Origin of the sequence: Bradyrhizobium diazoefficiens (assembly GCF_016612535.1) — a bacterium.
Classification (GTDB): Bacteria; Pseudomonadota; Alphaproteobacteria; order Rhizobiales; family Xanthobacteraceae; genus Bradyrhizobium; species Bradyrhizobium diazoefficiens_C.
The window spans coordinates 322,227-344,389 of record NZ_JAENXS010000003.1 but is presented as its reverse complement, the minus strand read 5'-3'; the positions used below and the strand labels follow the sequence as shown (position 1 = coordinate 344,389).

The window sequence follows — 22,163 nt, the reverse complement described above, 5'->3', positions numbered from 1 at the left end:
GCAAATCTGCGGTTCTTACGAGGCGTTGCGGCGCGCAATGCCTAAAATTGCAACCACGATCCGTACTCCTCCGGGCTTCCCTGATTCGTGCAAATCACCGCTAGTGATTCCTGCCTGATTTGACAGGAGCACATCATGACGACGACACTGGTTTGGACTGGCGTGGCGTTGTGGATCGGTTTTAGTGCGTTCGTTGTGTTCGGCCCATCAGCCGGACCGGTAAGGGCGCCTGCGCGTTCAACCCGCATCAGCGGTCGCGACCGCTACCGGGCCTGATGCCATGCAGATCGTCCTCGTGAAGCGTCAGCCGAAACGCCGGTGCCGCATCCCGCGACGCCCGCATCCGAACCTCGACTATTTCTTCGGGCGGCTCGAACGCGCCGAAGGCGAGTTAAGCGACGATCCGGGCGCCGAGACGATCGACCTGGACCACGCGTTCGGGTCACCGCGCCGGCATTGAAATCCTCTTCTGGGCCAAGACTGATGAAACCGCATTGTCCGAACTGCCTGAAGGAAATGACCAAGGCATCCGCGTCGCGTAACCTCTTCAATTGCGAGCCCTGCCGCGAGATCATTCAGTACTTCGGCGGCAGCGCGGATCACGGCGAGCCCGGCCCCCAGTTCTCCTGGCCGATCCGCCGCAAGAGCGTCGTCCACACCGCTCACGCGGCGTAATCTTTCCTAGCCCCACACCACGCCGACGTCTGGATTCGCGGCAGCCATCCGCGGCGGCCGCACCACGGTGACGGTGCAGGTTGCCTCCGCCGCCACCTTGGCCGAGACGCTGCCGAGCAGCGTGCGCCGAAACGAGCTCTGCCGCGCGCCGATGATGACATGGTCGACCTGGTTAACCTCGGCGAATTCCAGGAGCGCGGCGGCGGGATCGACGGCCTCCAGCACGTGAACAGACAGCCGGCTTTCGTCCAGCTTCAACGGCGTCGCCCAGTGCCGAAGCGCGACCAGGCGGTCGATATGCTTGTTGGAGCCCTGCTCGTCCAGTGTCTTGTCGATCGCGATGCGGTTGAGCTTCAGCACGTTGACACAGGCGAGCCGCGCTGACGGCAGCGTCGCCAGAATGCGCTCGGTGGTGACGCGTAGCGCCTCATTCAGCTCCGCAGTGCCTTCGACCGTGTCGAGCGCGACCGTGAGGATCGGGCTCGAAGCGATCTGCTCCGCGACATCCGCCTTCGCGCGGGGCTGCGCGACGTCCTGATTGAAGCGGCGTCGCCACGCGACGCTCCAGGGGTCGCGTTTGATCCGCTCCGAACGCGCAGTCAGCCTGACCTGGTCCGGATAGCTGAGATCGAAGGCGAGCTGGGCTGCGGTCGGATAGCGCCGGACCGGCTCGATCTCGAGGCAGCGCAGCACCACCTCTTGCAGCCAGGGCGGATAGTCGGCGCGCAAGCCGCGCGGCGGATGCGGATCGCGCCATAACCTCCGCCGCATCGCGCGCAGCGTCTCGCCCTCGCCGAAGGGACGCTCGCCGGTCGTGAAGAAATACAGCAATACGCCCAGCGAAAACAAATCGCTGCGCGGATCGTGGCGCACGCCCCGCAGCCGCTCCGGCGCCATGTAGGGCGCGGTGCCATAAGGCAGACGGAATTCAGCCTGCAACAAATCCGGCAGATGATCGTGATGCGACAGACCATAGTCGATCAGCACCGCCTCGCCGCCCTCGCGGAACATGACACTGCTCGGCTTGATGTCGTGATGGATCACGTTCTGCCGATGCAAATCGGCGAGCGCCGCCGCGATCTTCGCAACCAGCAGCCGCGCCTCCTCGTAAGGCAGCGGCAGGTCTGGCAACCGCTTGTACAGCGTGGTGCCTGGAATGCGCTCGATCACGGCGTAGGCCTGGTGCGCGAAATCGCCGGTGCTGTAGCAGTGCGGCACGTGCGGACCAGCAAGCCGCGGCAGGATCATCATCTCCATCTCGAACGAGACGATCGCCGCGGGGTCCTCGCCCTCGGAGGCGCGCGGGATCTTCATCAGCAGCGGCACGTCGATGCCGGGATGGGTGACGGTCCACAGCGTCGCCATGCCGCCGGCATGGACGCATTCGCCGATCGTGTAGCCGTCGATCTCCGCGCCGGACTTGACCAGGGGTTTGGGCATCGACCTCTAGCGCCCCTGCGACAGCCGGTCGGCGAGCCAGGGCGGCAGGCCGTTCTCGCGGATCCTATTCGCCGCGCTCTTGATGTCATAGGGCACGCGGCAATAGGTGATCTGGCACGAGACGGTGTCGAACAGCACGAAGGACGCGGACGGATCGCCGTCGCGGGGCTGGCCGACCGAGCCGAGCACCGCGAGCCATTGCCGCCCGCGCAGGAGCTGCACCGGCACGTCGGTCTTGGGCACGAAGCTCGTCATCTTCGCCGTCACCGACATCGAATAGAGTGCGGGCCGGTGGATGTGGCCGCAGAAGGTGACGTGGGACGGCGTCGCAATCAGGCTCTTGGCGGCATCCGACGTCGAACGGATGTAATGCCAGTGCGACGGACTTGAGGCTTCCGAATGGACGTAAAGGCGTTCCTGCTCCTGCACCGCCATCGGTAATTCGGCGAGGAAGCGCCGCTGCGCCACGTCGAGACGCCCGCGGGTCCATTCCATCGCGATCTGCGCCTCGGCGTTCATGGTTTCAGTCGTCGTGCCGACGGCCTCGTCATGGTTTCCCCGGACGGCGACGGCGCCCGCCTCGACCAGCGCCATGGCGGTATCGACCACCCATTCCGGATCGGCGCCATAGCCGACGAAATCGCCGAGCAGGACAAACCGCTCCGCGCCCTTCGCGCGGGCCACCTTCAGGCAAGCCTCGAACGCCTGCCGGTTGCCGTGGATATCCGAGAAAACAGCGAGAAGCACGCACCCTCCACCCTCACATTCTTATTGGAAGCCGATAAGGCCAAATTGAGGGACATCAACAAGATGCGCCAGCGCGAGAGGGTTTACCAGCGCACCCGTGAGGCGATGGTGAAGAGCCTATTGCTCGTCCTTCGGCGGCATCCGGGGTGGCGGCACCGGCGTGAAGACCGCGCCTTGCGCGCCGGCCGGCGGCGCATTGAATTCCCCGGTCGAGGAGTCGCCGCCGCTGGTCTCGAGGATGGCCTTGGGCGTTACATATTCCCGGACCATGTCGATCAGGCTGCCCTCGCCGCCGCCGAAGTCCGCCGCGCGCCCGCCTTGCGGATGCCCCGCCGCGATCTCGTTCTCCGCCGCATGGGTCTTGTCGGCCAGAGTGTCGTTGTAGGGGACGCGGAAAGCGCGCGGGATGCCGCTCGGACGATGATCTTCGTCGAGTTCCTCGACCCACAGATAGATCGAGCCCGGATCACCTTCCAGCGAATGCGGCTCGACGATCCGCGCCCCGAGCAGCTTGAAGGAGACCGGCAGTCTGTCGGTGCTGGCCCAGCCGAGCAGCCCGCGCATTTCCGTGAAGCTGACGACGTAGAAGGCGCTGGTCATGACCACCGCGACCGCTTTCAGCGACCAGTGCAGCCGCGCATAGACCAGCACGACCAGGAGCAGCGCGCCGATCACGGCATAGGCGACCGACAGCGTGAGGATGACCGTTTGCAGATTACTCACGGCGCACCCTCACCCGCGTGTTCGGGTCGATATCGGCGCCGTTGCGCCAGCTGCTGCGAAACGTCTCCATCAGCGATTTTGGCCGCTGGCTCACATCGATGACCTTGCCTTCGGCATCGAGCCGGAACCGCACCGCGGTCTTCTCGTCGCCGGTGTGGTCGAGCGTGAATTTGTTGTCGAAGACCACCTGCGCTGTCGGATTGAGTTTCTGCACCTTCACATTGGCCGTGACGGGCTCGCCGGTGGTGGCGACGAAATGCGAGACGTTGACGGTGTATTCGCCGGCAACGATGCCGCGCACCGTCACGATCTCCTCGCGGATCGGCGAGGCGATCTTCTTGCCGTTGACCATGATGAAGTCGTTGGCTCCACCCCGGTCGTCGCGATCGAGCGTGAGGAAGCCGGCCTCGCGGTGGCGATACCAGGCAATGTTGCCGGCGGGATCCTGCACGAACAGGTCGAGATCGTCGGGATGATTGTCCGGCCAGTCCAGGGTGATCATGAACTCGGCCTTGGAGTCGATCTTGCCGTCCTTGGCATCGGGAGAGACGGCGAGCAGCGCCAGGAAGAACAGGAAGGCGACCACTTGGAGCGCCTTGAACAGCATCACGCCCAGGGGATCGAACGGCTCTTCGCGCGGATAGAGGCCGAAATCATCCATCATGACGGCGTTCCAGCGCCCTTGTTTTCCATTGATCCCTTGTGCTCCAGCACCGGCGTCACGTAGGTCTCGGTCAAGACCACGGCATCGGAGAACACCCGCTGGGTCGCGGCATCGAGCATGTAATACTGGATGCGGACCAGGATCGAGCCGACGAGACCCGCCAGCGTCGTGTACATGGCAACCGCCATGCCGTCGCTCATCAACCCCATCGACGACCGCATTGCGACCTTGTCGGCGGCGTCCAGTCCCGCGATCGGCGCCAGCATGATGATGAAGCCGATGATGGTGCCGAGCAGGCCGAGCTTCATCAGCGTGTCAGAGACGAAGGCGCCATAGCCGTTGGAGCCGCGCAGGCGGTCGGCGAGCGTCCGCAACAGCAGCGTCTGGTCGACCGGGCGGTAATCCTGCGCGGCGGCCTTGGTCACGAGGCTCTCGATATGGTCGCGCACCAGCCCGCGCGGCAGCGCGGCCGCACTCGCATCGAGCGCCTTGCTGCCGTCAGGCGCCGCCAGCACCGCGCGGCAACGCCGCGTCGCGGCACCCTCACGGGCAATCGCTCGCGTGCGCAGGAAGCAATGGCCGCAGGTCAGGATATAGAGCACCGCGATCACACTCGAAATATAGGTCCGGTCCGAGGTCAGCATCAGATGGATCAGGCCGAACCGCCACAGCAGCACGACGGCAAAGATCGATAGCCCCGTGAAGATCATCCAGAACAGCAGCGCGCTGCGCTCGGATGGGTCGGTCGCGGTTTTCGCGATCGGTCCAATCGTCATCGAACTCATGCTGCATTGCTCCTGACCTGCAGGGATTGGCCTGCAACGATTCCACGCGATTAGATCAAAGTCGCCGTTTCAGGTCCAAAGAGCCATGCCCAATCCGGCTTGGGAAATTTGCCCGAGCTGCAATCCGGCCCAAACCCTGCAATTGGCAAGGCCAGGCTGCGTTGTTAGGCTGAGCTTACCAAACTTTGGGGTGATCGCATGCGCCTGGTGCTTCAGCTCGTCGCCCGTCTGGTTCTCATCGTTGCGCTGTGCCTGGGCGCGGCGACCGTGTGGGCCACGTTCGATGCCTATCGCAGCGTCGACCGGGCGACGGCGGCCTCCGCGCAGCGGGTCGCGCAAGCGCTTCAGGGACTGTACTGGCACGAACTCTTGCTGCGCAGCAGCAGAATGCGCGAGCATCTCGTGCCGGTTCCGGAGTGGCGGACGCTGGAGACGATGAAGCTGATCTCGCCTGGCGTCTGCGTCGAGTTCCAGCCGGCGACCGCATTCGAAAAGCCGCTCTGCGGCCAGAGCCAGGGGATCGGCAGGGTGCCGCCACGCTGGTTCGCTGCCATCATCCCGACCTTCCTTGGCAGCCATGCCGAGGTGGTGCGGCCCGTCAGTCCCCGCGCCGTGGCCGCCGGAACCGTGGTCGCGACACCGGATGAAGCGGCCGCGATCTCGCTCGCCTGGGAGTACATTCTCAACGTGATCGACGTCGCGCTTTTGATGGCGGCGGCGATCGCGCTGCTCGCCTCGCTTGCGATCGCGCACACGCTGGCGCCGGCGCGCGCCATCGTCACCGCCTTGCAGCGCATGGCGCGCGGTCAATATCGCACGAAACTGCCGCGTTTCAGCTCGATGGAGCTTGCCATGATCGGCGGGGCCGTCGATGCGCTCGGCAGCCGGCTGGAAGAGGCCACCGAACAGCGCGCGGCGCTGACGCGGCGCCTGATCGAGATCCGCGACGACGAACGGCGCGCGCTTGCCCGCGAGCTGCATGACGAGTTCGGGCAGAATCTCTCGGCCATCCACGCCTTCGCCAACACCATCGAGACGGCGAGCGCGAAGCAGAACAAGGATAGTGGCGCCGCGCAGGATGCGCGCATGATCTCGCAGGCCACGCACCATTTGATGGCATCGCTGCGCGATGCACTGAAGCGCCTGCGCAATCCCCTGCCCGAGGAATTCGGGCTGGAGGCGAGCCTCGTCAATCTCGTCGACAGCTGGCGCTCGCAGAGCGCAACGCAGCCGACGATTCAGCTCGACCTCAAAGGCGACCTCACCGACATCAGCGGCCCGGCCGCAACGACCGCCTATCGCGTCGCCCAGGAGTGCCTGACCAATGCGCTGCGCCACGGCGTGGCACGCGAGATTTCGTTGCACGTCGAACGGCGCCCGGGCGAGGACGATGCGCTTCTGATCCGCGTCGAGGACGACGGCGGCGGTGATGCGGCGCGCGTGGCGCGCTCGGCCGGCTTCGGCCTCACCGGCATCCGCGAGCGCCTGGCGGCGGCCGGCGGCTCGCTCACGATCCTGCCCGCGACCCGTGGGCTCAGCGTCGCCGCAACAATCCCGCTCGCCGCGTGAGGCCGGCATGAACGAGGTCGCAGCAACAGGGATCTCGGTGCTGCTGGTCGACGACCACCCGATCGTCCGGCAAGGCTACCGGCGCGTGCTCGAGAGCCAGGGCGATCTCCGCGTCGTGGCGGAAGCCGACAATGCCGCGGATGCCTACAGCGCCTTCAAAGCGCATGACCCCGACGTCATCGTGATGGACATCTCGATGCCCGGCGCCAGCGGGCTCGAGGCGATCCGCAACATCCGCGCACGCAATCCGCGAGCGCGAGTCCTGGTCTTCACCATGCACAACGAAGCGGTGCTGGTAAAAGCCGCCTTCAATGCCGGCGCCTCCGGCTTCGTCACCAAGAGCAGCGCGCCCTCCGCCGTCGTCAACGCCATCCGCAGCGTCGCGCGCGGCGAACGCGCCATCAGCGACGACATCGCACATGTGCTGGCCGAGGACAGCCTGTCGCCGACCGGATCAGCGCTCGATCAATTGGGCGAGCGGGAGATCGAGATTCTGCGGCAGTTCGCCGGCGGCGCCACGACCGAAGAGATTGCGACGCATCTCCATCTCAGTGTGAAGACGGTTCAGAACTACCACTATCTGATCAAGACCAAGACCGGCACACGTACAGATGCGCAGCTGGTGCGGCTGGCAGCGGCTTGCGGGCTGACGAGGATCTAGATCCGCGCCCTTGGGACGCAGAAATTCCTCAACATCTGATCGTTCCCAAGGATATTTCGAGCGGCTCCGCGGGCGGATTGGAACAGAGGCCTTGGAATTCTGGTTGTAACGCAATGAAGGAGTTGCGCCATGAGTAAGGCTATCCGCGAGGCCAGCTATCCCCCCATCATCACCGTCGGCGAGCTCATCGATGAACTCTGCCGCTTGCCCGACACAGCAACGGTCCAATTCCACTGCCCCATGCTCGAACAAGAACTTGCATTCTACCGCCTTCGAAAACGATCAAAGGACGTCGTCCAAATTGAAGTCAATGCCTATCCGGAAAGCCCGCCGGTGGTGCCATTGGCTGACACCGCCCTTGGTGCGCGGAAAAAGACCCATCATCCGCGCTCGCTGCGTGATGGCGGCCTCGCGCACAAGGTCGGTGGATAAGACACCGCGACTGGCCGCCGGGTATCGCTCGCTTGAAATGAAGTGAGGGAGTTCGGTTACGCCTTCAACCCGCGCAGCAACAGCGCGAGCGCCGCATCGACGCGCGCAGGCAGGTCGGCATCCTTCCACTCGTCGGCATGGGCCGGATGATGGAAGCGGACGGTCGCATCGAAGATAGCACGCGCGGTGGTCTTGACGTCGTCGACAGCGAACACGCCCTGCTTCACGCCGTCGGCAAGGATCGCCGCGATCTGGTCGATCATAGTGTCCTTGTGACATTTGACCGCCGCACAGGCCTCCCGCGCCAGCGTCAGATAGGTCTCGAACATTTCGGGATCATCGAGCACGCGTGAACGCTTGGCGGCGAATAGCGTCCGCAGCCAGCGGTCCAGTCGCGCCGGGGCGGGGCCCTGCTCTCCGGCGATCGCCAGCAGCGGCGCGTCGATACGGTCGAGCCAGCGTTTTGCGACCGCCTCGCGCAGCGAGGCCTTGCTTGGGAAGTGGCGGTAGACGCTGCCGTGGCTCACATCCAGCGCACGGGCCACGTCGACCACGGTGGCCTTGGCAAGTCCGTAACGCCTCAGCACATCCTCGGTGACTTCGAGGATCCGCTCCGGCGTCAAAACAACGGCTTCGTTCATGCCAGCACCATGTTCCCGTTCAGGGTCCAGTTACCCGGCGATGGACGCTTACCGAAGCGCCCGTACCGGTCGGTTCGGAAAGCTCTCGCCTTAATGAGGCAGTTTTGCAGCCTGCGCCGCGATCTGCCGCGCCACGAAGAGATTGAGCCAGTGCCCGATCGTCCCCGTGAGATTGATGATTTCGGTGGTCATTGTCGTAAGTCTCCATTCGTCAACGGTCCCTATTTCTTCAACTTCGTCCCTCGATCCGTCTTCGTTTCGGATGTCGGGCTCCCCGGGAGGACCGCGGAACGCCCAATCGGAGCGTCCGAGAACGGATATACACGTCCCGCTGACAGATTTCAATATCTGTCAGTCAATGATCCGTGATTGACAGTTAATTTTTGCTCGTGGTCCCCAGCGAGCCTCTTCGGCAGGTGGGAGCTGGGCGCGGCAGGGGCTGATCGCCGCCCAGCCCCCGTCATCCCCGTTACCTTGCCCTCATCGTTTGTTTCGCCCTGCCCGCTCTGCTAGATCACGGCGTAAAAAGCATTTTGGCAGGTCGCGCCCCCTTGGGTCCGCCCGCCCACCTTCCTGGAGCAGTCCAATGATCCCCCGCTATACCCGTCCGGAAATGGCCTCGATCTGGGAACCGCAGACCCGGTTCAAGATCTGGTTCGAGATCGAGGCGCACGCGGCGGACGCCCTCGCCGAACTCGGGACGATCCCCAAAGAGGCCGCCAAGACCGTCTGGGCCAAGGCCAAGGACGCCAGTTTCGACGTCGCCCGCATCGACGAGATCGAGCGCGCGACCAAGCACGACGTCATCGCCTTCCTGACCCATCTCGCCGAGATCGTCGGCCCCGAGGCGCGCTTCGTGCACCAGGGCATGACCTCCTCCGACGTGCTCGACACCTGCCTCAACGTCCAGCTCACCCGCGCCGCCGACCTGCTGCTCGCCGACCTCGACAGGGTTTTGGCCGCGCTGAAGAAGCGCGCCTTCGAGCACAAGATGACGCCGACCATCGGCCGCAGCCACGGCATCCACGCCGAGCCGGTGACGTTCGGCCTCAAGCTCGCTTATGCTTATGCCGAATTCACGCGCGCCAAGGAGCGTCTGATCGCGGCGCGGAAAGAAGTCGCGACCTGCGCCATCTCGGGCGCGGTCGGCACATTCGCGCAGATCGATCCGCGCGTCGAAGAGCATGTCGCCAAGGCCATGGGCCTCGTGCCGGAGCCGATCTCGACGCAGGTGATCCCGCGCGACCGCCACGCGATGTATTTCTCGACGCTCGGCGTGATTGCCTCGTCGGTCGAACGGCTCGCGGTCGAGATCCGCCACATGCAGCGCACCGAGGTGCTGGAGGCCGAGGAGTTCTTCTCGGAGGGCCAGAAAGGCTCGTCAGCGATGCCGCACAAGCGCAACCCGGTGCTGTCGGAAAACCTCACCGGCCTCTCCCGCATGGTGCGCGCCTACGTGACGCCGGCGCTGGAGAACGTTGTGCTCTGGCACGAGCGCGACATCTCGCACTCCTCCGCCGAGCGCATGATGGGCCCTGACGCGACTGTCACGCTCGACTTTGCGCTGGTGCGCCTCGCCGGCCTGATCGACAAGCTCCTGGTCTACCCCGCCAACATGCAGAAGAATCTCGACCGCCTCGGCGGCCTCGTGCACTCCCAGCGCGTGCTGCTGGCGCTGACTCAGAAGGGCGCGAGCCGCGAGGACGCCTACAAGCTCGTGCAGCGCAACGCCATGCCGGTCTGGCGCGGCGCAGGCGATTTCCTGCAACTGCTGAAGCAGGACGCCGAGGTGAAGATATATCTCACCGATGCCGAGATCGAAGAGCAGTTCGACCTGGGTTATCACCTCAAGCACGTCGACACGATCTTCAAGCGCGTGTTCGGCGAAGCGTAGTATCGTAGGGTGGATTAGCCGTGCGGCTGCGCGAAGCGTAGGCCGCTGGACGTAACCCACCTCTTTCGCGTCCACGAAGACAAACAGTGGTGGGTTACGCTACGCTAACCCACCCTACGAACCACAATCAGAAACGGAAACCCCATGCCCATCGTCAACCGCATTGCCGCCCTGTCCGACGAAATGGCCGCCTGGCGCCATGACTTCCACGAGAACCCGGAGCTGCTCTACGAAGTCCATCGCACCGCCGGCATCGTCGCCGATCGCTTGCGCGAATTCGGCTGCGACGAGGTGGTGACGGGCATCGGTCGGACCGGCGTCGTCGGCGTGATCCGCGGCCGCAACTCCGCCTCCGGCAAGACCATTGGCCTCCGCGCCGACATGGATGCGCTGCCGATCATGGAAACCTCAGGGGTTGCTTATGCGTCAAAAGTCCCCGGCAAGATGCACGCCTGCGGCCATGACGGCCACACCGCGATGCTGCTGGGTGCCGCAAAATATCTCGCCGAGACGCGCAATTTCGACGGCACGGCGGTCGTGATCTTCCAGCCCGCCGAAGAAGGCGGCGGCGGCGGCAAGGCCATGGTCGAGGACGGGTTGATGACGCGCTGGAACATCCAGGAGGTCTACGGCATGCACAACATGCCGGGCCTCGCCGAAGGCCATTTCGCGACCACCGCAGGCCCGCTGCTTGCGTCTTCCGACACCATCCAGATCAACGTCACCGGCAAGGGCGGCCACGCCGGCTCGGGTCCCCACAAGTCGGTCGACAGCGTGCTGATCGGCGCACAGATCGTCAATGCGCTGCAATCGATCGTCGCCCGCAACGTCGATCCGCTCAAATCGGCCGTGATCTCAATCACCATGTTCAATGCCGGCACCGCCACCAACGTCATTCCGGAGACCGCCGAACTGAAGGGCACCGTGCGCACGCTCGACCCTGAGGTGCGCGATCTCATCGAGCGCCGCATCGGCGAGGTCGCTGAAAGCGTCGCGCGCGCCTATGGCGGCTCGGCCGAAACCAAATACACGCGCCTCTATCCGGTGACGATGAACCATGCGCGCGAGGCCGGCCTCGCCGCCGACGTGGCTCGCGACATCGTCGGTGCCGAGCGTGTCAACGACCGCTACGTGCCGCTGATGGGCGCCGAGGATTTCTCCTTCATGCTGGAAGCGCGCCCCGGCGCGATGGTTTTGGTCGGCATGGGCGACAGTCCCGACTGCCACCACCCGGCCTACGTCTTCAACGACAACATCCTCGGCCATGGCGCCTCGTTCTGGGTGCGCCTGATCGAAACGACGATGCCGGCGGGATAGGCATTAGATTAGGCGCAGGCGGGGTTAGGCGCAGGCGTTACCCATTGCTGTCTAACTTCACGGACGCGACAGAGATGGGTTGACGCTTCGCCACCCCACCGTGTCTGCCCTCAGCTACGCCTGAATCACCTCGTGCCGCATCACGAACGGCGCGAGCAGCGTATGCACCTCAGCGGCGACGATTTCGCGCTGGTTCAGAGGCAGGCCTCTGAGCGTCACGATGGCGATCGAGCCGTGGCTGCCGTGGGCGCCGACCTTGACCTTGCAGTCGATGCCGCGCGCGACGAGCGGCGACAGCACCTTGGTGAACACGCGCTGCGCCGCGTCCCAGCGCAGCTGCGGCTTGAACACCTTGCCGACACCGGTCACCGGCATCGGGTCGATCGGAATGACCTGCACCGGAACGGCGGCGCGCTCCGGCGTTCGCTCGCGCACCCATGTCTCGAGCTCGCCCGGCTCGACTGTCGCGCCCGGCTTCAACTGCACATAGCCCACCGGCAATTCGCCGGCATAAGCGTCGGGCTGCCCGACCACCGCGGCAAAGCCGACGGCGGGATGGCGGAACATAATCTCCTCGATCGGCGCCGGATCGATGTTGTGGCCGCCGCGGATCACGAGGTCCTTGGCGCGGCCGGTGATCCAGAGATAGCCGTCGGCATCCAGGCGGCCGAGATCGCCGGAATTGACCCAGACCTCGTCGACGAAGGCGCCCCTGTTATGCGCGTCATTGAGGTAGCCGCCGAACACGCCAGGCCCGGCCATGATGACGACGCCGATCTCGTCAGGCGCGCAGTCGCGGATCATGCGGCCGTCGGCATCGAGCTGCACGATGCGGACGCGGGAATAGGGCATCGGAAGGCCGACCGAGCCGAGCCGGATCGGCCGCGACGGATAGGCCAGCGTGTGCACGCTCGAGGTCTCGGTCATGCCGTAGACCTCGACCACCGGCAGCTTGAGCTTGTCCTGGATGGCGGAGCCGACGGCGACCGGAATCGCCGAACCGCCGCCGGCTGCATATTTCAGGCTGGAGATGTCGGCATTCCCGGGCGGCACCGCGAGCGTTGCGGCGAGCACCGTCGGGACGCTCGACAGTGCCTCCGGCTTGAAACGCTCGACCAAGCCCCAGATGTTCTTCACCGCATTCGGATTGCGCCAGCCGCTCGGCGACAGCACGACCAGCGAACCGCTGGCGGACAGCGTCGTCAGCACCTGCGTCAGCGATCCTCCGACGTGAAACAGCGGCATGCCGAACAGCATGTTGGCGCCGGGCTTCGGCTTCAGCAGCAGATTGAGCGCCCAGGCCTGATAGACTTGGTTGGTGTGGGTGTGCCGCACCAGTTTTGGCGTGCCGGTGGTGCCGCCAGTATGGAAATAGGCGGCGATATCGCTGCCAAGAATCTTGCGCCCGCTCACAAGCCGGTCGGACGGCTGCTGCTTGATCAGGTCGTTGAAGGCAAAAATGCCCTTTGCCGGATCGCCGCCGCCGGCCACCTGCACGATCGCCTTGAGGTGCTTGAGTGACGGGCGGATCTGCTCGACCTTCTGCCAGATGTCGGTGCCCGGCAGCGGCCCGAGCGCCACCAGGATCTTCGTGTTGGCCGCTTCCAGAATTTCCGCGATCTGGTGCGGCTCGAGCAGCGGGTTGACGGGATTGGCGATGCCGGCCGCCTCCGCACCGAACAGCGTCACGAAGGCATCGGGCAGCAGCGGCAACATGAAGCTGATGACGTCGCCCTTCTCCGCGCCAAGCGCGTGAAACATGTTGGCGGCCTGCGTCACGCGCGCAATGAAGTCGCGGTAATTCACCACCAGCGGCGTGTCGGCCGGATCGGCATTTTGCAGAAACTGGATCGCCGCCCCGTCGGGATTGCGCGCGGCACCGAGCCTGATGGCATCGTAGGTGCTCTCGGCCGCGACCCTATCAGCGTAAGGGACCTGCTCGAAGGCCCGGACCTCCTCGTCCGTCAAAAGCTCCGGGTAGTCGTTGCCGATGAGCCGATCGAGCGCGTGGATGCCCGCCATGGAATTCCGTCCTCCCTCAGATGCAGTCCCCCGCCTCCTGTCTTTTGACATTTTGGTTCGACGAGGCCTCGACCGTGGCCGGTCGAGCCCGGACAGAATGATCGATGATCGAGCGTTCGTCTACGACCTAACGGCTACGGTGGTAGCAATCGGTTCAAAGGCTTTTGAACCTCCGCGCCCGATCCGGGGACCAAGAACTGGCATCGGACTCATCCGCCAGCGTCCTGCCGCAAGACTTGAGGTGATCATGACGACGCCCCTGCGGGACCGCGCCACACGCCTGTTCGTCGCGTTCGCCACGGTAGCGGCGATCGTCCAGCCGCGCGCCGCGCTCGCCGATGACACCCAGCTCAACAAGATGCGCGCCAAGATCGTCGCCTTCGTCGGCGACAAGATGGAGAAACTGGGCGGGTCACGCATTGTCTACAAGGTGGACGGCGACGCCTTGCGCGAGAGCGTCGTCACGGATTTGCGCGACGACGTCTACAAGAATTTGCACGACGGCCATATCGCCTTCTCCGGCCTCGCGATCCGCGACGGCGGCGTTGATGTAAAGATCGCGGATGCCAAAGACCGTGACCAGCTCGCGCGCAAGCTCGCGTCGGCCGCGGAGGGACTGCCATCGCATGCTATCGCCGTGACCGACGGCGGCGATGGAGCGGTCAGGCTGGCGCCGACTGATGCCGCATCCGCGGCACGGCTGAATGGCCTCATCGAAGACGCCATCGCCATGATCGAGCAGCGCCTCAAGGAGGCCGGCGTCAAGTTGGCCAGCGTCGTCCCTGACGGGACCGACCGCATCCGCATCTTCCTCCCAGGCGTCACCGACCCCGAGCGCATCACCGCGATCTTCGCCCGGAAGGTCAAGGTCAGCTTCCGCCCGGTCGATGTTTCGATGACGCCGGAGCAGGCGCAATCCGGCACCCCGCCCGAAGGCTCCGAAGTCCTGCTCGGCTTCAAGGACAAGCGGCCCTATCTGGTCGCCAAGGACAGCGCGCTCGACGGCGATGACATCAGCTATGCGGCACCCGGCTTTGCGCCGGGCACCAAGGACCCGATCGCCTCGTTTCGCTTCAATGGGCGCGGCACACGGCGTTTCGCCCACGTCACAGAAGAGAATGTCGGCAAGCCCTTCGCCATCGTGCTCGACGGCAGCGTGATCTCCGCCCCCGTGATCCGCGAGCCCATCACCGGCGGCTCGGTCCAGATCTCGGGCAATTTCACCCTGGAGGAGGCCAACAGCGTCGCCATGCAGCTGCGTGCCGGGTCGCTGCCCGGCCACCTCAGCCTCGTCGATCAGCAGGTCATCCAGCCCGCCGCCAAGCCCTGAGGCGAAGATCGTCCCCCGCCCCCGCCTCGCCGGGGAGCGCCCAAATCCGTCCATGATGTCAGTCCACGACGCCGAGCCCGCGCCCGGCGGCCCCGAATCGCGGGCGCAGCCCAGGCCATACGCGCAACCAACGGGCAATTGCCGAAACCGCCGATCAGGCTAAAATTTGCCTCTTGCGGCATGACGGCCGAAGGCTTCATTCAAGCGGTCGTCATTCGATTTCGGCTATAGGTGCCGAGCACACCGACCAGGACTGAAGGCCTTACGCGGGATTAGTACCATGCCGTCCGGCAACGCAGACATTTCGTCCATCCTTGACCGCATTCTGGATGCGGCCACGAACAATCTCAGGATCGCGAATATCCTGGTCCAGATGGGCCTCGACCCCAACAACGTCACCTACGACGCGATCTTCAACCGGTTGCTGGAGATCTTCGTCCACAACATCACGCTGGCCAATTTGTTCGCTACGGTCGGCGCCGGCTTCTTCGTCGCCACCCTGCTGATGCGGACGATGGTGCCGCTACGCGTCGCCAACATGATCGGCTGCGCGTTCTTCGCCATTTTCGGTGCGCTCTCCGCCAATGTCTCGACCTTCGTCCTATATCTGCTCTTGCTTCCGATCAACGCGCTTCGCCTGCGGCAGATGCTCAAGCTGGTCAAAAAAGCGCGACATGCGGCCGAAGGCGACATGTCGATCGAATGGCTGAAGCCGTTCATGACCGAGCGCAAATACCGCCACGGCGACACGCTGTTCAAGCTGGGCGATCCAGCCAACGAGATGTTGCTCACCGTCACCGGCAAGTTCCTGGTCAAGGAGATTAACGTCGAGATTGGGCCCGGCGCGCTGATGGGAGAACTCGGCTTCCTCACGCCGGACAACCGGCGCACCGGAACGATCGAATGCGTCGAGGACGGCCAGGTGCTGACGATCACCTATGACCGCCTGCTCGAGATCTACTTCCAGGATCCGCAGTTCGGCTACTATTTCCTAGTGCTGACCAGCCAGCGCCTGCTGCAGAACATCGACCGCTTGCAGAAGCAACTCGCCACGGCGCGATCGGCGACCACGAACAGGATCGCATGATCACGGCTCAACTCAACAGCAGCGCCATGCCGGGGTCACCCTTCTCCATCGCACGCCTGTAGGCCGGGCGCGCGCCGATGCGGCCGAGATATTTGACCACGTTCGGACAGCGCGTGAGATCGTAGGGCTGGAAGTAGCGCATCGTGGTGAGCGAGAAGCCGATCATGATGTCGGCGGTCGTGAAGGTGCTGCCCGCCAGATATTCGGCATCGCGCACGCGGGCGTCGACGAGATCGAAGGCGCGATCGATGCGCGCCCTGGTCGCAACCAGCATCGGATTGTCCTCGGCGAGCTTGAGCCGGTTCAGCAGCATCAGCCGGCCCATGCCGGCCTGCAACGTACCGTTGGCGAAATGAAACCAGTACAGGAATTGCGCGAACTCGGGATCATCGGCGCGGAGTACGAGGCGGCTCTTGCCGTATTTGGCGATGACGTAATCGACGATAGCACCGGATTCCGCGAGCACGAGATCACCGTCGGTGATGACGGGCGCCGCTCCGATCGGATGCAGCGCCTTGTATTCGGGCGGCGCCAGCATGGTGACGGAATCGCGCGCATAGCGCTTCAGCTCGTAGGGGATCTCGATCTCCTCGCAGAGCCAGACGATGCGTTCGGATTGCGATTTGCCGAGGTGATGGACGGTGAGCATGGGCGTCTCCTGCGGGCAGGAATCCGCCCGCGGTCAACATAGCGCAGCCACGTGTCGCGTTGAAGATTGTTCAGGCGACCAGGCTGCGCAGCGCCCCGATCATCTTGTCCGCCGCGTAGGGCTTGCTGAAGAAATGGCTCCGCTCCGGAAGCTCGGCATGCTCAACCAGCATGTGCCCGGAGACGACCACCAGCTGGATCGGCGGCCACCGATTGCGCACGACCGCGGCCAGACGCAGGCCGTCCATCGAGCCTGGCATGTCGACGTCGGTCAGCACGATCCGGATGTCGTCGCGGCCTTCCAGCATGACGATCGCCTCGTCCGCGTTCTGCGCGAAGATTGGCATCAATCCGGCATTCTCGACGAGGTCGCCGGCAACCATCATCTGGAGCGGATCGTCCTCGACCACGAGCACGACGGGCTTCGCTATCACTTCAATCCGCCTGTCTACGCCTGCGACGCCGTGAGAGGTTCGTTGCGCAATCTGCCATCTGGCTGCGCTCGCCACCAGCGCCGGATCGTACGTTCGATGAGACGACGCCTTACCCCCGCACCGCTTCCGCGCCCGCGTTAACAGGACCGATGCTCTTGAGTGAACTTTCCCAACGCCGATACCGCCGGAAAGTTCCGCAACGTGCCGACATTGCGAGCGCGGAAATGACAACGCGGATGCGACGGCAAATCCATCACCGTCGCCCTGACAGGATGATGGGACCAACGAAGGAATTGACGGGAGAGCGGCGCAAACCGCGCCTACCCCGCCTCGTCCGTCACCATGCGCGCCACGACGCGGTCGCGGCGGATGAAGTGGTGCCAGAGCGCGGCGATCACGTGAACCGCGATCAGCGCCAGCAGCACATAAGCAAACAAGATGTGGCGGTCTTCATAGGCGCCCGCGGCCGCTTTGTCCGAAGAGGTGAATTGCGGCACATTGAACAGGCCGAAGAAGTCCGAATAATTGGGCGTACGCGCGCCGGAATGCGCCCACCCCAGCATCGCGACCAGGACCACGACGAGATAGAGCGCGCCATGGCTGACAGGGGCTGCGATCTTCTGCCAACGCGAAGTCTCGACCGGCAGCGCCGGGGTCGGGTTGACCGCACGCCAGACGAGCCGCAGCACCGACAGCAGCAGGATCACATAGCCGATGTCGGCATGGATCGAGCGGTAGAAGAACTTGTCGGCGCGCGCCGGGATGTGATTCATCCACCAGCCGAAGCCGATCATGCCGATGATCGCCAGCGCCAGCCCCCAGTGAAACCACCGGGAAACGCTCCCCCAGCTGGTCGTCGTGTTTCTGATCATGTCCGCTCCCGAATATTTACGGATGCCCCAACCGCAGCGCAGCACGGCTGCAAATAGCGGGAACATGCGCCAAAGGTGAAATTGAATCGCTCCAAACTGGGTGCCGGTCATTCCCGCCGCAAAACCGCCCAAAAAACCGAATGGTAACCATGAGCCCTTAAGGTAACGACGTGACCAATTCCTCGACGATCCTGGTATTCGATTCCGGCCTCGGCGGCCTCACGGTGCTGCGTGAGGTGGTGGCTGCGCGCCCAGACGCGCATTACGTCTACGTCGCCGACGACGCCTTCTTCCCCTATGGCCATCACAGCGAGGACGAGATCATCGCCCGCGTCGTGCCGCTGATGGGGGAGCTGATCGGCACCCATGATCCTGACCTCGTCGTCATCGCCTGCAACACGGCATCCACGCTGGTCCTATCGCATCTGCGCGCCGCTTATTCCGTGCCCTTCGTCGGCACCGTGCCCGCGATCAAGCCGGCCTGCGCCCGATCGAAGACCCGCCGCGTCTCGGTGCTCGGCACCAAGGGCACGGTGAAACGCGAATACACGAAGGCGCTGATCCGCGATTTCGCCCAGGGCTGCGAGGTCACACTGGTCGGCTCACCCGAGCTGGCCTCGCTTGCGGAGCGCGAGCTCAGCGGCTATCCGATCAGCGACGGCGACATCCTGGCCGAGCTCACCCCCTGCTTCGTCGGCGCTGCCGCGGACGCAGCGTCGCGTACGGACATTGTGGTGCTCGCCTGCACACATTATCCGCTGCTGCTCGACCGCTTGACCAAGCTTGCGCCCTGGCCGGTCGAATGGATCGACCCTGCGCCCGCCATCGCCCGGCGCGTCTCCGATCTGCTCGGCCCGCGCGTGGGCGGCATCGCGCAGTCCGGTGCCGAGATGATCTTCACGTCGAACCGCGTGCACGGTCTCGCAGCAGCACTGACGCCGTTCTTCGGTGGCCGCGCGCTGGCCTGACCTTGCGCCTCGACGGCGCGCTGCTAGGCTCTGCCGTCGTCACCTTCGCGCAAGGTCATCACATGTCGGTCCCCGCAACGCCGCTCAATCGCCTCCGCCAATTGTGGAACGAGGGCCGCCCCGCCTTCGGCGCGATCGCGACGATCCCGAGCGTGCAGATGGTGCAGATCATGGCGCGTTCGCTCGACTGGATCATCGTCGATCTCGAACACGGCCCGATCGGGCTCACCGAAGCGCATGCGATGATCGCGGCGACGACGGGCACGCCGTGTACCCCGCTGGTGCGGATCGCAGCCAACGAGCCGTGGCTTGCCAAAGCGCCGATGGACATCGGCGCCTTCGGCATCAATTTTCCGATGATCACCAACCGCAGCGAGGCGGAGAAGGCCGTGCGCAGCGTGCGCTATCCGCCGCGCGGCGACCGTCTCTGGGGTCCGTTCCACGCACCGTTCCGCTGGGGCCAGTCGATGCCGGACTACATGGCGTCAGCCGACGACGAGATGATCTGCATGATCACCATCGAACATGTCGATGCCGTCAACCGCATCGACGAGATCATGGCGACGCCGGGCATCGACGTCGCGGTGATCGGTCCGGGCGATCTCGCCACCTCCATCAACAAGCGCGGCCAGATGGACGATCCGGAATTGCGCGCGCTGATCGCGCGCGCCGAAGCCGGCATCCTCAAAAGCGGCGTGCCGATCGGCGGCGTCGCACGCACCGCCGACCAGGCCAACGCCCTGATCGACCGCGGCTACCGCGCGATCGCGCTCGGCTTCGACTGGTCGCTGTTCCAGCGCGGCATCACGGCGGCGTTCGACGGGATCAAGCGCTGAACAGGCCGATCGCCATCTTGCCGGGAACAGCGGCGCTGCTAGGCTCAGCCACGGCAACACCAAGCCGCTGGCCTCGCCGGCACCTTGATAAGGTCGAACCGATTCGCGCCCAATCGGGTTGGTTCGTGCTAGAGCAGGCGGCGAGCGGCCCCTCGCCGTCCTCCATTTTCAGTCCGTGGGAACCGGAGAACGATGCGCGGTCAACCTAAGAACATTTCGCTGCCGCGCCGCCTGATTATCGATCTCATGCGCGCCTCGATGGACGTGCCGTTCGTCTCGCTGTCCCGTTCGCTCGATATCCGCCCCCTGCTGGAGGCCCGCGCGGGCGCAATGGCGCCGGCCGGCTGGGCCGCGATGTTCGTCAAGGCCTTTGCTTCGGTCGCCAGGGAGGAGCCGGTCCTGCGCACCGTCTACGCCAAATGGCCCTGGCCGATGCTTTACGAGCTGCCCAAGAGCGTGGCGTCGGTGGCGATCGCCCGGATCGAGGACGGCGAGGAATGCGTGATGCTGCAGCGAATCGCGGCCCCGGAGGCCATGGCGCTGGTCGCGGTCGATGCCGAAATCCGTCGCGCCAAGACGGCCCCGATCGACGAAATCCCGATGTTCCGCAAGATCATGCGGGCGACCCGCCTGCCTTGGCCGCTGCGGCGCCTGTCCTGGGCGATCGGGCTGAATTTCGGCCGGCAGCGGGGCAATTGGTTCGGCAGCTTCGCGGTGAGCTCGGTGGCCGCCTATGGCGGCGGCGAGCTCCATCCCATCACGCCGGGTCCGTTCATCGTCAGCTATGGGGTGGCCGCACCTGACCAGACCATCCATGTCGTGATCCGCTGGGACCACCGGGTTACCGATGCCGCCCCGATCGCCCGGGTCTTAACTCGGCTGGAACAAGTCCTGAACACTGAAATCGCTGCCGAATTGCGCGCGGCCGGCGCAAAGCCGATCCGGGCCGTCGGGAGCTGATTCCGGAGCCATTTGCATTGACAGAACGACCCAAACTCACCTAAAAGCCGCCTGCTCGCGGGCCGATTTCGGCCCGCGAAGCGTTTCGCGACCCGTGGTCCTCTCCCTTAAGCTTTGGGGATCGGACCTGTCAGTGCCGGGCTAGCCCGTCACACAGGAGGGCGCGTTTCCTCAAACCATGTACCTGAAGAGGACGCGATGACTAAGCGCAGTGAGGCGAAGTACAAGCTCGATCGCCGTATGGGCCAGAACATCTGGGGCCGCCCCAAGAGCCCCGTCAACCGCCGCGAATACGGCCCCGGCCAGCACGGCCAGCGCCGCAAGGGCAAGCTCTCCGACTTCGGCGTGCAGCTCCGCGCCAAGCAGAAGCTGAAGGGCTATTACGCCAACATCAGCGAGCGCCAGTTCCACGGCATCTATGTCGAGGCCAGCCGCCTCAAGGGTGACACCGGCGAGAACCTGATCGGCCTGCTCGAGCGTCGTCTCGACGCGGTGGTGTACCGCGCCAAGTTCGTCTCGACGATCTTCGCCGCGCGCCAGTTCATCAATCACGGCCACATCAAGGTGAACGGCCGCAAGGTCAACATCTCCAGTTACCAGATCAAGATCGGCGACGTGATCGAGGTCAAGGAAACCTCCAAGCAGCTCGCCCACGTTCTCGAAGCGAGCCAGCTCCCCGAGCGCGACACGCCCGACTATCTCGAAGTCGACCACGGCAAGATGACCGCCAAATACGTGCGCATCCCCGGCCTCTCCGACGTGCCGTTTCCGGTGCAGATGGAGCCCCATCTGGTCGTCGAATTCTATTCGCGCTGATAGTTCGGCAGATCAACATTCAAAGGCCCCGGTTTCCGGGGCCTTTTTGTTTAGGGTTGCCACTCCCATGTCTCGGCCCAACCGTGCTATCATTGTGCGTAGCGGAGTTGACCATGACACGTCTTCTGGAAGAGGCCTTCAGCAAGGTTTCCGGCCTGCCCGAATTAGAGCAGGACGAACTGGCCCGAGCTCTGCTTGCACTCGCCGGGGTCGACCAGCCTCCGATTCAGCTAACGGCGGCAGAAGAGACAGATCTCGCCGAGGCCGAAGCTGAAATCGCTCGCGGTGAGCTGGCTAGCGTCGACGAAGTCCGCGCCATGTGGGCCAAGCACGGGCTGTGAAGGTCCGTTATACGAAGCGGGCGCTCGCCCAAGTCGACGAAGTTCTGACCTACATCGACGAGCGCTCGCCCCAAGGAGCCGAGCACGTCCGCGACCGCATTGTCGCGCTAATCGCGCTGCTCCAAGATCACCCTTATGCAGGGCGGCAGACCACTCGTGCACACGTCCGTCGCTTGCCGGTCAACCCTCATCCCTATCTGATCGATTATCGTGTTACCACGACAGAAATCGTTATTATGCGGTTTCGTCACGCCGCGCGGCGTCCACCCAGAACTCGTTAACCGCGAGTGAAGCCATTCCC

25 protein-coding genes are annotated in these 22,163 nt (G+C 64.5%); 15 read left to right on the top strand and 10 right to left on the bottom strand.

Annotated features, from left to right (window positions below):
* Positions 1–280 precede the first annotated feature (280 nt).
* Complete coding sequence (locus tag JJE66_RS32760; RefSeq protein ID WP_200519804.1) at positions 281–460, top strand: hypothetical protein; 180 nt, start codon at positions 281–283, stop codon at positions 458–460.
* Between the two features lie 23 nt (positions 461–483).
* Positions 484–675 (top strand): hypothetical protein, encoded by a 192-nt coding sequence (locus JJE66_RS32755; protein ID WP_200519802.1) that lies wholly within the window; start codon positions 484–486, stop codon positions 673–675.
* A 6-nt stretch (positions 676–681) separates the two neighbouring features.
* Here the strand turns inward: JJE66_RS32755 and JJE66_RS32750 are convergent, their stop codons facing one another.
* From JJE66_RS32750 to JJE66_RS32730, 5 genes are all read right to left on the bottom strand, one after another.
* Positions 682–2,115 (bottom strand): bifunctional serine/threonine-protein kinase/universal stress protein, encoded by a 1,434-nt coding sequence (locus JJE66_RS32750; protein ID WP_200519800.1) that lies wholly within the window; start codon positions 2,113–2,115, stop codon positions 682–684.
* A 6-nt stretch (positions 2,116–2,121) separates the two neighbouring features.
* Complete coding sequence (locus JJE66_RS32745) at positions 2,122–2,862, bottom strand: metallophosphoesterase (protein ID WP_200519798.1); 741 nt, start codon at positions 2,860–2,862, stop codon at positions 2,122–2,124.
* Between the two features lie 117 nt (positions 2,863–2,979).
* Complete coding sequence (locus JJE66_RS32740) at positions 2,980–3,585, bottom strand: hypothetical protein (RefSeq protein ID WP_200519795.1); 606 nt, start codon at positions 3,583–3,585, stop codon at positions 2,980–2,982.
* Entirely contained in the window at positions 3,578–4,249 is a 672-nt protein-coding gene (locus JJE66_RS32735) for a hypothetical protein (RefSeq protein ID WP_200519793.1), read from the bottom strand. Before JJE66_RS32735 ends, JJE66_RS32740 begins: the two co-directional genes overlap by 8 nt.
* Positions 4,246–5,034 carry a MotA/TolQ/ExbB proton channel family protein gene (locus JJE66_RS32730; RefSeq protein WP_200519791.1) on the bottom strand — a complete coding sequence of 263 codons (789 nt, stop codon included), beginning with the start codon at positions 5,032–5,034 and terminating at the stop codon, positions 4,246–4,248. Before JJE66_RS32730 ends, JJE66_RS32735 begins: the two co-directional genes overlap by 4 nt.
* 198 nt (positions 5,035–5,232) lie before the next feature.
* Between JJE66_RS32730 and JJE66_RS32725 the strand changes: the two genes are divergently transcribed.
* The 3 genes from JJE66_RS32725 to JJE66_RS32715 all read left to right on the top strand — a co-directional run bounded on the left by JJE66_RS32725 (position 5,233) and on the right by JJE66_RS32715 (position 7,696).
* A complete protein-coding gene (locus tag JJE66_RS32725) occupies positions 5,233–6,603 on the top strand; it encodes a sensor histidine kinase (protein WP_200519782.1) in 1,371 nt (456 codons plus the stop codon).
* A gap of 7 nt (positions 6,604–6,610) precedes the next feature.
* Complete coding sequence (locus tag JJE66_RS32720; protein WP_200519780.1) at positions 6,611–7,264, top strand: response regulator transcription factor; 654 nt, start codon at positions 6,611–6,613, stop codon at positions 7,262–7,264.
* A gap of 129 nt (positions 7,265–7,393) precedes the next feature.
* The gene (locus JJE66_RS32715; protein ID WP_200519778.1) at positions 7,394–7,696 is read left to right on the top strand and encodes a hypothetical protein; all 303 of its coding nucleotides are present in this window, start codon (positions 7,394–7,396) and stop codon (positions 7,694–7,696) included.
* Between the two features lie 56 nt (positions 7,697–7,752).
* On the opposite strand, the gene JJE66_RS32710 is transcribed toward JJE66_RS32715, so the two are convergent.
* Positions 7,753–8,337, bottom strand: coding sequence for a TetR family transcriptional regulator (locus tag JJE66_RS32710; protein ID WP_200519776.1), 585 nt, complete (start codon positions 8,335–8,337; stop codon positions 7,753–7,755).
* Positions 8,338–8,923: 586 nt separating this feature from the next.
* Here JJE66_RS32710 and purB point away from each other — a divergent pair.
* Both purB and JJE66_RS32700 read left to right on the top strand, forming a co-directional pair.
* The gene (gene purB / locus JJE66_RS32705) at positions 8,924–10,231 is read left to right on the top strand and encodes an adenylosuccinate lyase (protein WP_200519774.1); all 1,308 of its coding nucleotides are present in this window, start codon (positions 8,924–8,926) and stop codon (positions 10,229–10,231) included.
* Between the two features lie 144 nt (positions 10,232–10,375).
* On the top strand, positions 10,376–11,548 hold the full coding sequence (locus tag JJE66_RS32700) for a M20 aminoacylase family protein (protein ID WP_200519772.1): 1,173 nt from the start codon (positions 10,376–10,378) through the stop codon (positions 11,546–11,548).
* Positions 11,549–11,662: 114 nt separating this feature from the next.
* On the opposite strand, the gene JJE66_RS32695 is transcribed toward JJE66_RS32700, so the two are convergent.
* Entirely contained in the window at positions 11,663–13,570 is a 1,908-nt protein-coding gene (locus tag JJE66_RS32695; protein ID WP_200519770.1) for an acyl-CoA synthetase, read from the bottom strand.
* A 247-nt stretch (positions 13,571–13,817) separates the two neighbouring features.
* Here JJE66_RS32695 and JJE66_RS32690 point away from each other — a divergent pair, with 247 nt between their 5' ends.
* Positions 13,818–14,900: a SecDF P1 head subdomain-containing protein gene (locus tag JJE66_RS32690; protein WP_200519768.1), complete on the top strand. Its 1,083-nt coding sequence runs from the start codon at positions 13,818–13,820 to the stop codon at positions 14,898–14,900.
* Between the two features lie 280 nt (positions 14,901–15,180).
* A complete protein-coding gene (locus tag JJE66_RS32685) occupies positions 15,181–15,987 on the top strand; it encodes a Crp/Fnr family transcriptional regulator (protein ID WP_200519766.1) in 807 nt (268 codons plus the stop codon).
* Between the two features lie 7 nt (positions 15,988–15,994).
* Here JJE66_RS32685 and JJE66_RS32680 read toward each other — a convergent pair whose 3' ends face one another.
* The 3 genes from JJE66_RS32680 to JJE66_RS32670 all read right to left on the bottom strand — a co-directional run bounded on the left by JJE66_RS32680 (position 15,995) and on the right by JJE66_RS32670 (position 17,941).
* On the bottom strand, positions 15,995–16,636 hold the full coding sequence (locus JJE66_RS32680) for a glutathione S-transferase family protein (RefSeq protein WP_200519764.1): 642 nt from the start codon (positions 16,634–16,636) through the stop codon (positions 15,995–15,997).
* A 70-nt stretch (positions 16,637–16,706) separates the two neighbouring features.
* Complete coding sequence (locus tag JJE66_RS32675) at positions 16,707–17,069, bottom strand: response regulator (protein WP_409362858.1); 363 nt, start codon at positions 17,067–17,069, stop codon at positions 16,707–16,709.
* Positions 17,070–17,389: 320 nt separating this feature from the next.
* On the bottom strand, positions 17,390–17,941 hold the full coding sequence (locus JJE66_RS32670; RefSeq protein WP_200519762.1) for a cytochrome b: 552 nt from the start codon (positions 17,939–17,941) through the stop codon (positions 17,390–17,392).
* 170 nt (positions 17,942–18,111) lie between these two features.
* Between JJE66_RS32670 and murI the strand changes: the two genes are divergently transcribed.
* From murI to JJE66_RS32640, 6 genes are all read left to right on the top strand, one after another.
* Complete coding sequence (gene murI, locus JJE66_RS32665; protein WP_200519760.1) at positions 18,112–18,909, top strand: glutamate racemase; 798 nt, start codon at positions 18,112–18,114, stop codon at positions 18,907–18,909.
* Between the two features lie 62 nt (positions 18,910–18,971).
* Positions 18,972–19,745 (top strand): HpcH/HpaI aldolase/citrate lyase family protein, encoded by a 774-nt coding sequence (locus tag JJE66_RS32660; RefSeq protein ID WP_200519758.1) that lies wholly within the window; start codon positions 18,972–18,974, stop codon positions 19,743–19,745.
* 192 nt (positions 19,746–19,937) lie between these two features.
* Positions 19,938–20,705, top strand: a complete 768-nt coding sequence (locus JJE66_RS32655) for an acyltransferase (protein WP_200519756.1) — start codon at positions 19,938–19,940, stop codon at positions 20,703–20,705.
* A gap of 198 nt (positions 20,706–20,903) precedes the next feature.
* A complete protein-coding gene (gene rpsD, locus JJE66_RS32650) occupies positions 20,904–21,521 on the top strand; it encodes a 30S ribosomal protein S4 (protein WP_200519754.1) in 618 nt (205 codons plus the stop codon).
* Between the two features lie 113 nt (positions 21,522–21,634).
* The gene (locus JJE66_RS32645; RefSeq protein WP_200519745.1) at positions 21,635–21,862 is read left to right on the top strand and encodes a hypothetical protein; all 228 of its coding nucleotides are present in this window, start codon (positions 21,635–21,637) and stop codon (positions 21,860–21,862) included.
* A complete protein-coding gene (locus JJE66_RS32640) occupies positions 21,841–22,143 on the top strand; it encodes a type II toxin-antitoxin system RelE/ParE family toxin (protein ID WP_200519743.1) in 303 nt (100 codons plus the stop codon). Before JJE66_RS32645 ends, JJE66_RS32640 begins: the two co-directional genes overlap by 22 nt.
* Positions 22,144–22,163: the final 20 nt, after the last annotated feature.